A 16671-nucleotide genomic window follows, 5' to 3' on the forward strand; every position below is an offset into this window, starting at 1 on the left:
CCGAGCAGTAAGGCGGAAATTGGGAAAATAGCTTCTCATATTTTTTCAATTTTCGACTTAATGTCGTAGGAGTTGGCTTTCGAACACCGTTTATCGAAGGTCGTGAAATGAGCGCTTTGACCTGAGCAGTAAGATAGGAAATCGGAAAATAGCTTCTCATATTTTTCGATTTTTTAGCTTAGTGTTGAATATCAGCTCCAATAATTGATTTTTTTCAGCAAAAAAAAAACCACTAAAAACAACTGGGTTGTTCTTAACGGTTTTTCTGAATACTTGGTTTATCGGCGTTTACTTAATTCCAGACCTCTTCTGCAATACTCTTGATCAACGCAATTTTCTGCCATTGCGCTTCTTCTGTCAAGATATTCCCTTCTTCGGTGGAGGCGAACCCGCATTGTGGGCTTAAACATAATCGATCTAAAGGGATGCAACGAGTAGCTTCATAAATTCGCTCAATGATTGTTTGACGATCTTCAAGTTCGCCGGATTTTGAGGTTATCAGTCCTAATACTACGAGTTTTTCTTCACTAACTTTCGCAAGTGGTTCAAAACCGCCTGAACGATCGTTATCATATTCTAAATAATAGGCATGAACATTTTCTTCCGTAAATAATGGCTCAGCTACAGCATCATACCCGCCAGCTGCTGCCCAGGTGGAGTGGTAATTCCCTCGACAGACATGGGTATTCAAAATCAAATCTTGTGGTTGATTTCCAAGAACCGCATTATTGATTTGTAAATAGGTCTGCGCCAACTCTTTGCGAATCTTGCTTTCCTCTTTATCACTCTCTGCTAAAAATCCTTCTGGTAAAGGTGCTACTAATACGCCCCACGTACAATCATCCAATTGGATCGTTCTGGCGCCTGCTTCATATAAATCTGCGATCACTTGCCGATAAGCTGTTACGATATCTTGAAAAAGTTCTTCGTTTGTCGGATAGATGGCACGAACATGAGGCAAAATGTCTGGACGTAACAACTCCACTAACAGTTGAGCTGGAGCTGGAATGGTTTGCTTTACTTCGATGCCCTCGGTCGTATAGTTACGTGTAAACCGAAAATGGTCCACAAAAGGATGGCTCTCTCCTGTGATTTTTTCTGTTACAATCACCGTTCCTGGACGTGTCTCTTCTCCGTGAAACTGATAACCACGCTCAGGTACAAAAAACTCGATACCTTGTAAACCAAAGAAAAAGTCCAAATGCCACCAACTCCGACGAAACTCACCATCTGTCACCGCATGTAAGCCAGCAGCTTCTTGTTTTTTGATCAGTTCGATAATGGTTTCATCTTCTATCTCTTTCAAATCAGTAGCAGAAATAAGCGATTCGTTATATGCTTTTCGTGCTTTTTTTAACTTTTCTGGGCGCAAAAAGCTCCCAACGATGTCATAACGAAATGGGGATGTTGAACGAGTAGTCATAAAAAAATTCCTCCTTAGATTGCGTAGTAGATAAAGACCTGATGAAAACAAAAAAACACTCATCCCTTTTGCCAAGTCTTGACAAAAGGGACGAATGCGTCGTGTTACCACCCTTATTTGCATTATCCTCACAAATAATGCCTCAACGATACTATCAGATATCCGGCGAGTTAACGGTCGCAGTCCGGTTTTACTCATTTATTAGTAAAACAAGCTCCAAGTTCATCTTCACTAAGGTTTCTGGTCTCCTTTTTCACCCACCGGAGTCTCTTTTTACCGTTGACCGTTAGTTACTCTTCTCTTCTACGCTTTGATATTGTCAATTACTATCCCATGTTTACTTCCGAATGTCAACTAATCCTACTTTCCCTCATTCACTTCGATCCAAGCTCGGTAATATTCAAAGGAAATCTTTTCCTTTGTCGTATGGGTCAACAAGTATTGACCAATCGTTTGTCCTAATCGATAGCCTTGCTTTTGCAACCTGTCTTTTACTTCAGATAGATTATTATTTTTTGTGTTGTTCACTTCGACTTTTAGTAGAAATCGCACGTACTTTTTCGCAGGATCATTCTGCCAGATCGTCTGTGAACCTGGGAGTTCTTTCGTGTGCTCGTCCGTACAGAACCCATAAATACTATTCTGATTATTTTCTGGAAAATAAATCACGAAACTTGAATAATTTTTTAGATATTCCTTTGAATATAAGAGGTCATCAGATGCTGCCACGACGATTTTTTGAAAGGGAATTTCTTCTTCAGGAAATTTATCTGGTTCACTATCGATCATTTCTTTCAACTGTTTTTTTCTTGATAATACTTCTTTATGTTTTTGTTCTAAGATTTTTTTCTCATGATCCAAACGCTGTTCCGTTTCAGCTAAAATGTCGTACATCTCATTTAACGATTTACTATATAGATTTTTCATTTGCTTCATGGGAATATCGAGTTTTCGATAAAAATTGATGTCATATACTTGAAAAATAGCATCGATATCAAACAACCGATACCCGTTTTCCTCTTCTCTTGCTGCATGGATCAACCCTTCTGCATCCCAATACCGAATGGTTGATCAAGGGATATCCAATAACTCCGATACTTCCCCAATCGAATACAATCGTTTCATACCTTTCACCTCAATGATAGTTTATGCTTTTTCTTCTTGACCTTCAAGTAACTTTAAGGTGTAGAATGCGTATTTGTCGGGAAAAGGAGGAAACACAATGACATTATTAAAAACATCTATAAAAAACAATAAAGGAATTGCTTTACTTACTCTTTTATTTATCTGTTTACAACTGCTAGGAACCCTCGGTGTGCCAAAGTTAGTAGCTGATCTCATAGACACAGGGATTGCAAGTGGCGAAGTGAAACAAATCCAACAGATTGGAATTCAAATGTTACTTGTTGCTCTATTAGGCTCTTTTGCTGCAGTTGCCTCAAGCTACTGTTCTGCTTTGTTAGCCGCACGATTTGGCTATCAGACACGAGCAAGTTTTTTCAATAAATTTCAACAATTGTCGATGAAAGATGTCGATCAATTTAATACCGGTTCACTATTGACCAGGATGACCAATGACGTAGATAACGTCCAACAAATGATCGTCATGTTCTGTCAGATGATGATCCCTGCACCAATTATTTCATTATTTACGATTCTGATGATGTTGGAGCATTCCGTCAAGTTGACATTGATTACGTTAGGCTCGATCTTCATCTATGCGCTGATCACGTATTATTTGATGAAAAAAGGAACCCCTTTATCTTTGAGTATTCAACCGAAGATGGATCGTGTCACGACAACGTTGCGTGAATTCTTTACAGGTGTCAATATGATCCGTGCCTTCAACAATCAAGACTATGAAGAAAAAAGAACAAATGAAACCTTTGAAAATTATGCGCAACAGATGATCCGAGTCAATCGAATCTTTGCTTGGGTCACACCGATCGCCTTTTTACTCATGGGTATCGTTTATGCATCCATTTTGTGGTTTGGTGGAGGCTTGGTGGCTAATGGTAGCTTACAAATCGGTATAGTAACTGCCATTGTGGAATATTCGATGTTGACACTTGCCTATTTAATGATTGCCGCAATGGTTTTTGTTATCGTACCAAAATCAATCTCTTGTCTTAAACGAATCGAAGAAGTATTACAAGCTGAAATCGAAATCAAAGACCCCGACCAACCAGAAACTTTATCCTTCGATTCAGTCGATGATACTTTCTTATCCTTCGAACATGTGACGTTTCGCTACAACGAAAACGCCGATCCTGTATTGGAAGACATTGATTTTATTGTACCAAAAGGAAAAACGACAGCCATTGTTGGTGGAACAGGTTCAGGAAAAAGCACGATTGCAAAATTACTGTTACGTCTAAACGATGTTTCAAATGGACAAATCAAATTCGCAGGCACCCCGATCACAGAAATGAACCAAGAAACGCTTCGAAGCTATATTAGTTATGTTCCCCAAAAAGCATTTTTATTTAGTGGAACGATTCGCAGTAATCTATTGATGGGGAACGAACATGCGACAGATGAAGAACTAACCAAAGCAATTCGCATCGCACAATTGGATGAAGTATTAGAAAACCTACCGGATCAATTGGACAGCTTTGTGGCTCAAGGCGGAGATAATTATTCTGGCGGCCAAAAGCAAAGGATGTGTATTGCTAGAGCGTTAGTCAAATCTGCTGAAATCTATGTCTTTGACGATAGTTTCTCTGCATTGGACTATCGAACCGATGCTAAGTTACGTGGGGCGTTGCAACGTGAAATGGCAGATAAAACACTGATTATCATTGCACAACGTCTAAGTACCATCATAAATGCTGATAATATTATCGTTTTAGATGAAGGACGGATCGTTGGACAAGGCACTCATGAAGAATTGTTGAAAAATAATCGTTCGTATCAAGAATTTGCGAAATCACAAGGTATGTTAAAGGAGGGAGTCGATGGAAATGACTAAAACAACGATAAAAAAACAAAGCTTGAAACGTTTCTGGCGAATGATCCAGCCTGAACATAAAATCTTCTATGGTTCATTACTTTGCAGCTTGGTCGGTAATACATTAGTCGTTGCTATGCCACTAATCATGGGTATCGGGATCGATCAACTACTCGGGCGGATCAAAGAGGTTGGACTTAACCATATGACAGTAACAGATGTAAAAGAAACATTGCTTTTACCAGTGATCCTGTTGATACTCTTCTCCTTACTAAGTAGTATCACTTCCTTTATTCAAGAACGAGCGATGGCTTCATTAAGTGAACGAGTGACCTTACGTGTCCGTAAAGAAGTTACAAAAAAATTCAAAGCTCTTCCAATGGCTTTCTATGACCGTCATCAAGTTGGTGATATCATCAGTCGAACAACTACAGGTTTAAATCAGCTATCACAAGTATTGCTCACAGGGATCAATCAACTTTTCACCTCTCTTGTAACGATCCTATTAGCTGGTATCATGTTGTTTTACATCGATATCAAATTGACTTTACTTGTTCTTATTTTGATTATGATCAGCACAACTGTTACAACAAAATTCGCAAACAAGAATAAACAAATTTCTGATCATAACCAAGAAGAACTGGGAGATTTGAATAATAAAGCAGAAGAATATCTAACTGGGAATTTGGTGATCAAAGCCTTCAACCAACAAGCATTAGCGATTGATGAAGTCAAGAAAGCAAATGAAAAACAATCGCAAGCTTTCAAAAAAGCGCAGTTCATGAATTTTGCGATTTATCCAGCCATCCGTTTGATCAATCAATTAGCATTTATCGCAAGTGCGGTCATTGGGGCAATAGCCGTTTTATCTGGTGGGATCACCATTGGTTTCTTACAAGCGTATTTGCAGTATATCAATCAAATATCAGAACCAATCTCCACTGCTTCATATGTCATCAATTCTGTACAATCAGCCATGGCATCCATCGAACGAATCTTTGAGATCATGGATGAACCAGAAGAAGCAATTGATCATGCAGTAGAAAATCCCATCATTGCACCACAAGGAGCAATTGAATTCAAACATGTTCGTTTTGGTTATACATCAGAAAAACCATTGATGAAAGATGTCAACTTCTCGGTCAAGCCACAACAAACGGTTGCCATCGTTGGGCCAACTGGTGCTGGAAAAACAACTCTTGTCAATCTTTTGATGCGTTTTTATGAAATTAATGACGGTCAGATTTTATTCGACGGTCATGACATCACCGATTTGCCGCGCCATGAATTGCGGAATCTATTTGGCATGGTACTACAAAATACTTGGTTATTCGAAGGTACTGTTGCAGAAAATATTGCTTACGGCAAAAAAGAAGCAACTAGAGATGAAATCATTCAAGCAGCTAAAATTGCTCAATGTGATCATTTTATCCGTACGCTGCCACAAGGTTATGACACCTTTATCTCAAGCGAAAATGGGTCGATATCTCAAGGGCAACAACAGCTCTTAACGATTGCACGAGTCATTTTAGCTAATCCTGCAGTCGTCATTTTAGATGAAGCAACGTCAAGTGTCGATACACGTACGGAAGCCTTAATCCAAGAAGCGATGGATGCTTTAACTAAAAACCGGACCAGCTTTGTGATTGCCCATCGTCTGTCAACGATTGAACATGCGGATATGATCGTAGTGATGCAAAACGGAGACATCATTGAAACAGGAACGCATACAGAGCTATTGCAACAACCGACACTTTATGCAAGCTTATACAATAGCCAATTTCAAAATAGTTGAGCGATAAAAAACCAACTTAGTCTAGGATCACTCCGAAACTAAGTTGGCTTATTGATTTTAAAGAATCAATCTTTACGATTTTTCTTTTTCTTGTAGATATAGGTTCCGATTGCTCCTCCAACAAGAGCAAAACCAAGAACGGTTGCACTAGATCGGATCTCACCAGTTTTTGGTAAATTTTTTGCTGCATTTCCTTGGACTTGTTTTTTTGAGGTTGCAGAGGTGTTGGCTGTTTTCTTTTGCTGAGTATTCCCTCCGCCTGTGTTGGCATTTCCTCCGGCAGTCCCTCGTTTACTCACTGTCACTTGACTTGTTTCTGAAACTGAACCATTCGTGTAAGTGATCGTATAGGTTCCTTCTTTGTTGGTATCAACATCGCCTGACACCATATTCTGGTCAAATGCGAGAGTGAACCCTTCGCGATTTGTTGCGGAGACAAAGCCATCGCTTGGGTCCCACGTATCACCGATATATAATTGAAGATCCTTTGTTACAATCGTTTCTCCGTTTTCTTTTACAACCACCACAACTTCTTCTGTTGCTCGACCGTTGGTATAAGTCAACGGATAATCGCCAGCTTTAGTTGTATCTACCGTACCACTAACCATGCTTTCATCAAAAACGATCATTTCCCCATCTTTGTTTGTAGCAGATACAAATTGATCACTTGGCGCCCACTTATCACCGACATAAATGCTGCCATTTTTTGCTTGGATCGTTTCTCTATTTTCAACCACGGTCACTGTGATTTTTTGAGAGGCTTCTCCATTCGTATAAGTAATGATGAAGTTTCCTGTTCGTCCGGTATCAACGGTGCCTGACACCATACTTTCATCAAATGGCAAAGTGGCACCTGCTCTATTGGTCGCTGAGATAAAATTATCGCTTGGATGCCAAACATCCCCTGTGTGGATTCTTGAATCGATCGCCTTGATCGCTTCTTGACTAGCAATGACGGTCACTGTGATTTCACGACTGAGTCTCCCAAAAGTATAGGTGATCTTGTACTCACCTACTTGTGTCGTATCGACTTCGCCGCTGACCATATTTTCATCAAAGGCAACAGCTTCTCCCGTTTTATCAGTAGCGGAAACAAAATTATCACTTGGTGTCCAAGCATCCCCTACAATGATCGTCGAATCTGTGACTTTAAGGGTTTCTTGACTTTCTTCGACAGTCACATTGATCTGTTGACTTGCAGATCCATTGGTATAAGTCACTGGATAGACTCCTGCTGTCGTCGTATCCACTGTACCAGTGACCATACTTTCATCAAAAGGAATTGATTCTCCATTTGGATCGGTCGCTAAGACAAAATTGTCGATCGGTTCCCAACTATCACCAACATAGATCGTTGAATCCATTGCCCGGATCGACTCACTAGCAATTGGTTGCCACACATAAGTATCCGCCATACTATTTTGATAAGTTGTCATCAGTGAAGAGGAGCTTAATACATATTCACCAAGTGGGACATCTTCTGTACCAGATCCCACATTTTGCCAATACCCCGTATGCTCTTCTGTAGCGAGCAACTCAGGAATATTGGTATCAGTTAAAGAATAGAACTGGATACCTAAAGAAATTTTGGATAAAGAGGTTGTACCAGCAAACATCTCTTGCTGCAATTGCACCTTGCCAGTTTTAAAATGAGATAGATCCAATTCAGTGATCTTTTTGCAGTTTCTAAACATTCCTCGCATAAATCGAAGATTCTCCGTATCAAAACCACTGACATCGATTGCTTCTAAATTGAGACATTCTGCAAACATAAAACTCATTGTTGTCACGTTAGTTGTTGAAAAGTTCGTAACATCTAACGCTGTCAGACCGGAACAACCGAAAAACATATAGTACATGGAAGTCACGTTTGTCGTATCAAAGTGGCTAACATCAAGTTCTGTCAAACCGAAACAGCCATGGAACATATAATGCATGTACATAACGTTGCTCGTATCAAAATGTGTCACATCTAACGCTTGTAATCCCGAACAGCCATGGAACATGAAGGACATTTCTGTTGCTTGACTCGTTACAAAACTAGAAAGATCCAGTTGAGCCAATCCGGAACAACCGCGGAACATATGACTAAAATTCGTCACGTTGGCTGTTTGAAAACCAGTTACATCCAATGTCGTCAAGGCAGAGCAATCATAAAACATGTAGCTCATGTTCGACACGTTCATCGTGTTAAAACTGGATAAATCTAATGAAGTCAATCCGCTCATCCCATAAAATATATGACTCATTTCAGTGACATTCGCTGTATTGAAGTTGCTTAGATCGAGCGTGCTAACAGAAGACACCCCATTGAACATATAGTTCATCGAACGAACATTTTGGGTATCAAAAGCTGTAAGATCCAATGAGGTCAGCTGCTGGCACCATGCAAAGAAATAATCCATATTCGTGACTTGACTTGTATCTAAACTGGATAAATTCTCGATCGTCGTTAGCTGATTCAAATCAAAAAACAATCCTAATGATTCAGCATTTGCTACCACGGGTCCAGTAAGAACAATTTTTTTGATGAGTGAACGGTGAGGAAACCAAGGTGCACGAGCCGCCGACGTTGTTTCTCCTAATGTCCCTGCATCTATGTACAATATACCTTCTTGGTCGATTCGCCATTGGCTGGTACCGAATATGCCAGAATCAACTTGATCATCTACCTCCTGTATCTCACAAACTGTGCGAGCATCTGGATCTGGGATCACTGGTTCACTCGCAGCTTTAGTGACTTCTTCTCCAACAGTTGAAGCAACAGTCGAATCCGTAGTCGATTGCTCTGTCACGGTGGTTACATCTGTTGTCGCTTCCATCGTTGGTTCTGTAGGGGGTTCTGACGGAACAGAGACTGATGATTCTAGGATTTCAATTTCTTGCTGTTCTTTCGTCTCTTCACTTTTTATTGCTTCCATAGTGACGTCTTCAGCTTGTTCTTCAAGCGTCGAAATAGCTACCTCTTCTGTCATTTGTCCACTGTCTAAATGATCAGCAAATGTCGTGATACTCTGTTGGGATGCGTTCATAAGTAATAACATTGAAGCTGTCATTTTTACTATTTTTCTGTGGTCCATTCCTTATTCAACTCCTCAAATTATAGAAAGATAAAAAAACATCCAACTAAATTCTAACGTAATCTGTGAAAGAAAATTTTTTATTTTTTTTTTTTTGAAAAAAATATTTGAGAATCGATTTGTATTTCCAAAATAAGAAAGATAAAATAAAACAATCGAATAAGAGTCACCCAAACGAAAGGAGCAATTAATGGAACCTTTTTTCAAACTACATGAAAATAAACAATTACATCGCCAAATCAATATTCTTACTTATTTGAGAAAACGAAATGACATCACTTCGATCACAGAACTAGTTCAAGAAATAGGCTGTACACCTCCAACTCTACGTTCAGATATCCAAGCATTGCGTGCCAAATTACCACCATCGATTCATTTGCAATCAATCAAAATGATCGGTTACCGCTTAAAAATACCCGATGGGGAAACACTGGATACCTATCTTTTATCTCTTGTTAGAGAAACGATTACTTATAAAATCATTGACCGTAGCCTTAAGGGAAATCAACAATCCTTCGAAGCCATGCGCTTGGAGTATCATTTGTCTAGTTCGGCTTTACGCAAAATCATTCAACACATGAACCATGAACTAAAAAACTACCGAATCCAACTCTCTCCCAAAAATGGTGATCTTGTTGGAAAAGAAAACGAGATTCGTTTTTTCTTTTTTAACTTTTATACGAGTTTTCGACGAACGATCATAACAGATCATTCCTATCTATTCTCTCAGGAAACATACAAAGTCATGTTCGCTGAACTAGAGCAAGTATTTCAGTCTCATTTACATATTAGTAATTTTCGTGCAACGTTATGGTTGTCCATCTTAAAAGAAAGATGGTTGCGTCGTAAACAAGGTGAAATCCCCTCAGAAACATTGAGTATGATCCAGTCTAGAAAAAGCTTCAAAAGGTTCTCAAAAAAAATCACTCCTTTTCTGAGAGAGATTCTTGGGATTCAACAGCTGTCTGTAAATGAACTAGTTTGGGCTTATTTGATTGCTTTACACTGTATTTCCTATAGCTCATCGAACTATCAAGAGACAAGATCGCATAAAGCGACCCATTACCAAGAAGAAGCACCAGCCAAAAAATGGATCAAGCAATTTTTACTCGACGAAGCGCTGATTGACGGTACAACAAAGGAAGGTATTGAGCAAATGAGTGCTTACTTAGCTAATTTACGCTTGCTTAATAAAATCACTGATGGTTTTGAGAATCACCCATTGGCAATTGATCATTTAGTCGATCCATCCTTTGAATTACTCTATCACTCCTGGCAAGACCGATTGCAGCAACTCAAATGGCAAGAGATCCTACCAATGACCTGCATAAAAGACGTTGCACTATCCTTAAGTATGATCCAATCCTCCTATCAGCAAATCCAAAGAAGGAAAAAGCAAACAATCGTCTTTACTTTTCATGGAGATGCTGGCTATGATAATTTTTTAATGGCTATGATCCAAAAGTGGCTACCTGAAACGTATCACCCTCTTTTTCTTTTTGATCAACCGATTAAACAAACAAAGATCGACGAGTTAGAAGCTTGTCTCATCGTCAGCAACTATGATCTTACGGAGAAAATGACCTGTGAAGTGATTCAAATTGCCCAAATACCGACCCATGAGGAGTGGAAAGATTTGAAACTACACTTGATTGAACGGGCTTCAAGTCATTCATAGCATAGTATCCAGGAACCACTCGACTTTTGCTGTAGACTTAGGGAGAAACGTCTAAAATCCCCCCCTAAGTCTAAGACTTGCGGCTATTCACAAATGAAGCTACTAGACTATGGATGCCAACCAAAGAAGGTAAAACGAAGTGTGAGAGTCTTTCAAAATAGTTTAAGACAGCGAAACACTTGAAATAAATCTTCCTTGTGGTTACGTATAAGATAAACACTTAAAATGGTCACCACAAGCACTAAAACAAAGACATCGATCTGTTTATATGTTCTCGTCTGCATAGAAGGTTCTCTCCTTTCATCTGACTTTTTTGTTCATTGTTCTTTTTCTTTGTCTATGACAAAAAAGAACAAAAAAATGGAACGCCAAAAAGAGTAACAATCCAAGAATCATCGGCGAAATATTAGGGTGCCGATGGAAGTATTCTGTGATACTCGCGCTGATCCAACCTTTTTTTGCTTGTTGACGAACCTGATGATCAAGTTTTTTTGAGAGGGAACTATCTAAAAGTTTATGCAATCGATCATTTTTGCTGGCATAATTAAACGATTCTCCATCAAGTAATTCTTTTCGCAAGTCGAAATGAAATGAATAGTGTGCCGGGTTACTATCTACTCGACCATTTTCCATTTTTAATACATTCCAGCTACTCACAAAGTCCCCTTCATGATTCAAGATAAATTCAGAGTGAAAGTCTCTATTAACCAATATTTTTCGGTTTTCTCTGCCGATGATACTTTCTTTGAATGTTTTGTTTTTGGGATATTTATTGTGAAATCGAGCGGGAGAATACTGCTGTTCCACTCCCCATCGTTTCCCATATTCCGCTAATGCCTCCTCTCAATTAATGTAATTTAAAAAAATTAAAATAGATAACGTATTTTTTCAAGTAATCAGTTCTCTCTACTTTTTTAACCATTAATCCTTTATATTTGTATGAACTTTTATGTTTTTAAAGACCTACTTCTTTATTTTAAGACAAAAAAACACCAGTGATTAATCACTGATGTCAGTTTTTATTAACAAATAATTTAGCCGATACTCGTCAGGCGTTTACTATTTATTATAGATTTTAGGTCCTTTTCTCATATTGCTACGATCATTTTTTGGAGTAGCCATCTTTTCTACTCGACCGCCACCTTGTTTCTTTTTGATTATTTCAAGCATTTTTTCTTTTGAATTCATCTGTTTCCCTCTTTTACTCTATTCACTTTTTTACTACTATGATACACACTTCGTTATTGTAACACATTTTTACTTGGAAACTTCAAACTTATTGATTTCTTTATGATTTTATCATAAAAGCGCACGGTTTTTGTGTGTTCATCACAGGATAAGATCACGTAACTTTTCTCATTATAAAAACCTAATACAAAAAGCAAATGAAGAGCACTAACTTGTTGCTGCCTGGAAGTTGATTGGTGCAATTGTGGCATGATGAGGAATCGCCGTAACAACTAGAAAAACCAATGCTTTGGCCAATCGTTGCGGTGTGCGATACGCTTAAACTGCTTTGACAAACGCAAGAAAAGCACCAATGGTGGAATTTCCAGTGATCAACGGGAAATTCACTCGGCGCAAACGATAAAAATGCCACCACCAAAAATCACTGCACTTTCATCTAGAGCAGCACCGAGGTTCAGTAACGCATTTTTTAAGATCGTCAAAATAAAAGAAAAAAGATGAAAACTCATCGTTAATACAAGACCCCAAAAAGTTTTCTGATAAATCTCTTATAAAAGTAAGCAGCTATTGAAATAGCTCACGACGTTAGGTAAATAAGATCCAGTCAATGGTTGCAATATATAGAGGTTTCATAAACGGTATCAGCAAAACGATATCTAGCCTTTTTTTCTCTGTGATCTTTGTCCTGACCGTCAAAAAAGCTAATAGTAACGCAAGCACAGTCGAACAGATCACGACTGCAATGCTTAATAACAACGTACTGATGATCGTTTTTCCTACATCCAGTGATCCATCATAGACTAAAGCACGATAAAATATGACGCCGATAGGAATCCCTGTCAGTATGACTAAGAGAAGTCATATGGGAACTACCGCCCCACATGTCGAATTTTAATCATGTATGTTCATTGAGAAGACTCCACGACGGAAAAGAACTCGCTCGTGATATCAGAAGCGTCTTCATCATCCAGTCCCAAGCCACATCCAATCATGTTGATATTTGATAAGTTTCCCTATAATCGATTTATCCTGTATTTCTAGCGCTTTTTATCAGAGCATAAATTATGGTAATTTTTAGGAAAATGATCTAAAGTTACTTTGACCCTATATAGATATGAGTCATCATTCGACAAACTTTAGTTATTTTTCACAATCTTTGGCCCTGCCAGTATATTCAAGATTGGACCCCAAAAACGTTTAAAAATCTTTTGATAGTTTTCAATTTCAAACACTCCATTAGTAAAAAGGATCTCTAGTTTCTCTCCCCCCATCTTCACAATGTGATGGTCTGGTCGATAGCCATTCCTAAGATAAAATGCTTTACGGATTTTTCTTTGCTCATTGTTGCTAGCAGCTGGATTTTCTGCCTCTAAATTTAATACAATGCAATTATCTGGATAGTTCTCTTTGATATGTGATAATACTTGCGCCCCGTAGCCTTGACTGCGTAAGTCTTGAACTACCGCTAAATACCAGAGGTACGTCAAGTTTTCAAATGTAATGAGATACGCTAGACCGATAAACTTTTCTTCATCGTAATAAGCAATAAAATCGATACCCTCTCTCTTTGAACGCTTCAGCAATGTTCCCATAGGCACTTGTTCAGATTTTGGAAAAGCTGAATGATATAAGTGCTCGACTTGCTGAAAGTTCTACCATTTGCTTGGCCACCATTTTTATTTTTATCATGTAAGGACTCCTTTTACACATTGGATTTTTATTTTTTTATCTGTCCTCTGATGAGAAAGAACGTTTACTCGAAATTTTTTTATAACTGAACGATATACTCTCTATTTATTATACACTATATTTATAAAGCATTAAAAGATTTATGTCAGTCTTAAAATAACTCTCTTTACTTTCAAATCGCTTATTTCACTCAAACAATTGTATAAAAAAAGACGTTTCTTTTGACAGAAACGTCTTCTAAAATGAGTGTATAGGATATAATGCCTTGCGCTCATCTATTTAAATCACTTACCCTTTGCGTAATAATCCGACACATTCTACATGGTGCGTTTGTGGGAATAAATCAACTGGTTGGACTTTTTCTAACTGATAACCGTCTTCTGCAAACAACTTCACATCTCTAGCAAAAGTTGCAGGATTGCATGAGATATAAACGATTCGCTCAGGAGCCATCTCGATCGCTGAATCAATAAAGCGTGCGTCTAAGCCTTTTCTTGGAGGATCGACAACTAAAACAGTTGGTTTGATTCCTTTTTCTTGCCATTTTTTCATGACTGTTTCCGCTTTTCCAACTTCATAATGCGCATTTTCGATTTTGTTTGTCAACGCGTTGAACTGCGCATCTTCAATCGCTGCTGGTACGATTTCCATGCCATAAACATTTGCTACTTGATCCGCTATGGATAAACCAATCGTTCCAATTCCTGAATATGCATCAATCACGACATCCTCTTTTTTCAATTCAGCAAATTCGATCGCTTTTTGATACAATGCTTCGGTTTGTAATGTATTGACCTGATAAAAGGATTTAGAAGAAATACGATAGGTCTTACCAAGTAACTGATCTTCGATATACGATTGACCAAAAAGAACTTTTTCTTTTTCTCCTAAAATGACATTCGTTTTTTCTTCGTTGATATTTTGGATCACTGACACTACTTCCGGTAAAGCTTCATGGATAGCTTCAGCGATTTCTTTCGATTTGAAGAATTTTTCTTTTCGAGTGACTAAAACCACCATCATTTGATGCGTGTAATGACCTCTACGAACAATGATATGACGAATTTGTCCTTCATTTTTTTCTTCATTGTAGCCACGTACTTGAAAACGTTGCAAGATGTCTCTTACCTTGATGATGGCTTGATCGATTTGTGGGTCTTGGATGAAGAAATCTTCTATTTCCACTAAGTCATGACTATTTTTCTTGTAAAAACCAGTCACTAATTCGCCTTCGACGCGACGAACAGGAATCTGTGCTTTATTCCGATAGCCTGTAGGTTCTTCCATAGCGATCGTTGGTTGTACTGTGACTTCAGGCATTTTAGCGATTTTAGCTAAAACATGTTCGACTTGTTTTTGTTTGAATACTAATTGTTGCTCATAACTTAAATGGGCTAAAGGAGCGATTCCTGTACGCAATAGAACATTACTAGTGATTTCTTGACGGTCTGGTGACGTCGTCAACCAGTTTTCGACCTTACCGTAGCCAAATTTATTGCCTGCTTTTACGACAAGGATCTCCACTTGTTCACCTGGCAAAGCATTTTCAATAAATAATGGATAGCCATCAATTTTCGCAACACCTAATCCTTCGTAACTTAAATCGATGATATCAACAGTATACCGTTCATTTTTCTTAATTGTTTGTGTCATTTCATTACTCCTATTCTTTTGAATGGTTTCTAATTTTGTCCGTTCAACAAAGGAAAGAGCTGGGAGATCCATTCATTCCCAGCCCTTTTTTCTTCAGTCTATTGGAAAAAACAAGTAATCCTATGATCTTTGCTTCTTCCTTCTAATAGTCGTCCAATCCTGCTCAGTTCTGATCCTTGTCAGCAATTTTGCCATCGCCATCGATATCTTCATCCGTCAAACGTTCTACTTCTTTGACGAATTCTTTGCTAACTTCTTCTAGCTCTTCTTCCTCAAAACCAGTGATTGCCTCATCTGGAATTTGATCTGTATTTGCATAAAACTCGATATGCTGATGAAGATTTTGAAAATGCATCGGAGCATTCCCACCGTATTCGCCATCTAAATTGATCATGACAGGGCGATTCGCATTATCTTCGGTTTCAACATAAAGAGAACTTGTTTTCGTATAGATGACTCTTGGATCATCGACATGCTTCCCTCCATTGAGCATTAAGGCAGCAATGTGTAGGATCTCAAAAATATTCGCCGTTTTGACGATGATCAAAGAGAATTTTCCATCATCTAGCTTTGCATCAGGCGCAATTTGTTCAAAGCCACCAACGGAATTCGTCAACCCTAAAAAGAACATCGAAGCATTGCCATTATATTCGCCTTCGTCATACTTCAAGTGCATCTTGATCGGTTTGACACGTGGTAACATTTCTGCTCCTTTTGCCAAATATGCAAGATAGCCAAAAATACTTTTCAATTCGGAAGGAACTTCATAGGTCAATTCTGTCAAGTAGCCACCAGCTGCAATATTGATGAAATAGCTATTATCGGATTGACCGATATCCATTTTGACTGTTTGATTCTTTTTGATGACTTCTGCTGCTGCCTTGATATTATCTCTAGGAATCTTCAAGGCGCGAGCATAGTCATTGGTCGTTCCCGCTGGAATGATCGCCATTTTAGGTCTAACTTCCAATGAGGCGATACCATTAACGACTTCATTGATCGTCCCATCGCCACCAGCAGCAACGACAAGATCAAAACCTAACTCAGCGACTCGTCGTGCTTCATTTTTTGCCGAGTCCTGTTCCGGAGTCGTTGCATAAGCACTTGCTTCATAGCCCGACTCCTCCAAAGCTTGGAGGATGTCGGCAAGATTACGTTTTAACAATTCTTTACCTGAGACCGGATTATAGATCACACGCGCTTTTTTCATAGCAT

Annotated in this window: 11 protein-coding genes, 1 pseudogene and 1 other annotated feature; of the genes and pseudogenes, 3 read left to right on the top strand and 9 right to left on the bottom strand. The window is 38.6% G+C overall.

All coding sequences use genetic code 11. The features are described 5' to 3' along the window. Positions 1-292: 292 nt before the first annotated feature. Positions 293-1423 carry a 5-methyltetrahydropteroyltriglutamate--homocysteine S-methyltransferase gene (locus IGJ95_RS08040; protein ID WP_153829779.1) on the bottom strand — a complete coding sequence of 377 codons (1131 nt, stop codon included), beginning with the start codon at positions 1421-1423 and terminating at the stop codon, positions 293-295. An 83-nt stretch (positions 1424-1506) separates the two neighbouring features. Further along, positions 1507-1738 (bottom strand) — a binding site (T-box leader). A gap of 45 nt (positions 1739-1783) precedes the next feature. Continuing rightward, entirely contained in the window at positions 1784-2488 is a 705-nt protein-coding gene (locus IGJ95_RS08045) for a MerR family transcriptional regulator (RefSeq protein WP_438762197.1), read from the bottom strand. Positions 2489-2645: 157 nt separating this feature from the next. Between IGJ95_RS08045 and IGJ95_RS08050 the strand changes: the two genes are divergently transcribed. Next, a complete protein-coding gene (locus IGJ95_RS08050; protein WP_438761693.1) occupies positions 2646-4394 on the top strand; it encodes an ABC transporter ATP-binding protein in 1749 nt (582 codons plus the stop codon). Then, a complete protein-coding gene (locus tag IGJ95_RS08055; protein WP_438761696.1) occupies positions 4381-6168 on the top strand; it encodes an ABC transporter ATP-binding protein in 1788 nt (595 codons plus the stop codon). Before IGJ95_RS08050 ends, IGJ95_RS08055 begins: the two co-directional genes overlap by 14 nt. 65 nt (positions 6169-6233) lie before the next feature. On the opposite strand, the gene IGJ95_RS08060 is transcribed toward IGJ95_RS08055, so the two are convergent. Then, positions 6234-9248, bottom strand: a complete 3015-nt coding sequence (locus IGJ95_RS08060) for a bacterial Ig-like domain-containing protein (RefSeq protein ID WP_438761698.1) — start codon at positions 9246-9248, stop codon at positions 6234-6236. Between the two features lie 190 nt (positions 9249-9438). Between IGJ95_RS08060 and IGJ95_RS08065 the strand changes: the two genes are divergently transcribed. Then, complete coding sequence (locus IGJ95_RS08065; RefSeq protein WP_194179803.1) at positions 9439-10926, top strand: helix-turn-helix domain-containing protein; 1488 nt, start codon at positions 9439-9441, stop codon at positions 10924-10926. A 300-nt stretch (positions 10927-11226) separates the two neighbouring features. On the opposite strand, the gene IGJ95_RS08070 is transcribed toward IGJ95_RS08065, so the two are convergent. From IGJ95_RS08070 to IGJ95_RS08095, 6 genes and pseudogenes are all read right to left on the bottom strand, one after another. After that, positions 11227-11733 carry a DUF3114 domain-containing protein gene (locus tag IGJ95_RS08070; protein WP_153829776.1) on the bottom strand — a complete coding sequence of 169 codons (507 nt, stop codon included), beginning with the start codon at positions 11731-11733 and terminating at the stop codon, positions 11227-11229. Positions 11734-11985: 252 nt separating this feature from the next. Continuing rightward, complete coding sequence (locus IGJ95_RS08075; protein WP_010735268.1) at positions 11986-12114, bottom strand: hypothetical protein; 129 nt, start codon at positions 12112-12114, stop codon at positions 11986-11988. 383 nt (positions 12115-12497) lie between these two features. Further along, on the bottom strand, positions 12498-12623 hold the full coding sequence (locus IGJ95_RS08080; RefSeq protein WP_264083012.1) for a hypothetical protein: 126 nt from the start codon (positions 12621-12623) through the stop codon (positions 12498-12500). A gap of 627 nt (positions 12624-13250) precedes the next feature. Then, positions 13251-13748, bottom strand: a pseudogene (locus IGJ95_RS08085) (GNAT family N-acetyltransferase); the annotation flags it as partial. A 343-nt stretch (positions 13749-14091) separates the two neighbouring features. Then, positions 14092-15456 (bottom strand): 23S rRNA (uracil(1939)-C(5))-methyltransferase RlmD, encoded by a 1365-nt coding sequence (gene rlmD, locus IGJ95_RS08090; protein ID WP_023519797.1) that lies wholly within the window; start codon positions 15454-15456, stop codon positions 14092-14094. A gap of 163 nt (positions 15457-15619) precedes the next feature. Then, positions 15620-16666 (bottom strand): diacylglycerol kinase, encoded by a 1047-nt coding sequence (locus tag IGJ95_RS08095; RefSeq protein WP_010735265.1) that lies wholly within the window; start codon positions 16664-16666, stop codon positions 15620-15622. Between the last annotated feature and the right edge of the window lie 5 nt (positions 16667-16671).

Source organism: Enterococcus sp. AZ156 (assembly GCF_051714165.1).
Classification (GTDB): Bacteria; Bacillota; Bacilli; order Lactobacillales; family Enterococcaceae; genus Enterococcus_B; species Enterococcus_B pernyi.

Bases quoted from the DNA above. Each gene is read 5' to 3' on its own strand.
- IGJ95_RS08080 (WP_264083012.1), bottom strand. From the start codon at position 12,623: ATGAGTTTTCATCTTTTTTCTTTTATTTTGACGATCTTAAAAAATGCG.
- rlmD (WP_023519797.1), bottom strand. From the start codon at position 15,456: ATGACACAAACAATTAAGAAAAATGAACGGTATACTGTTGATATCATC.
- IGJ95_RS08075 (WP_010735268.1), bottom strand. From the start codon at position 12,114: ATGAATTCAAAAGAAAAAATGCTTGAAATAATCAAAAAGAAACAAGGT.
- IGJ95_RS08060 (WP_438761698.1), bottom strand. From the start codon at position 9,248: ATGGACCACAGAAAAATAGTAAAAATGACAGCTTCAATGTTATTACTT.
- IGJ95_RS08040 (WP_153829779.1), bottom strand. From the start codon at position 1,423: ATGACTACTCGTTCAACATCCCCATTTCGTTATGACATCGTTGGGAGC.
- IGJ95_RS08050 (WP_438761693.1), top strand. From the start codon at position 2,646: ATGACATTATTAAAAACATCTATAAAAAACAATAAAGGAATTGCTTTA.
- IGJ95_RS08065 (WP_194179803.1), top strand. From the start codon at position 9,439: ATGGAACCTTTTTTCAAACTACATGAAAATAAACAATTACATCGCCAA.
- IGJ95_RS08095 (WP_010735265.1), bottom strand. From the start codon at position 16,666: ATGAAAAAAGCGCGTGTGATCTATAATCCGGTCTCAGGTAAAGAATTG.
- IGJ95_RS08055 (WP_438761696.1), top strand. From the start codon at position 4,381: ATGGAAATGACTAAAACAACGATAAAAAAACAAAGCTTGAAACGTTTC.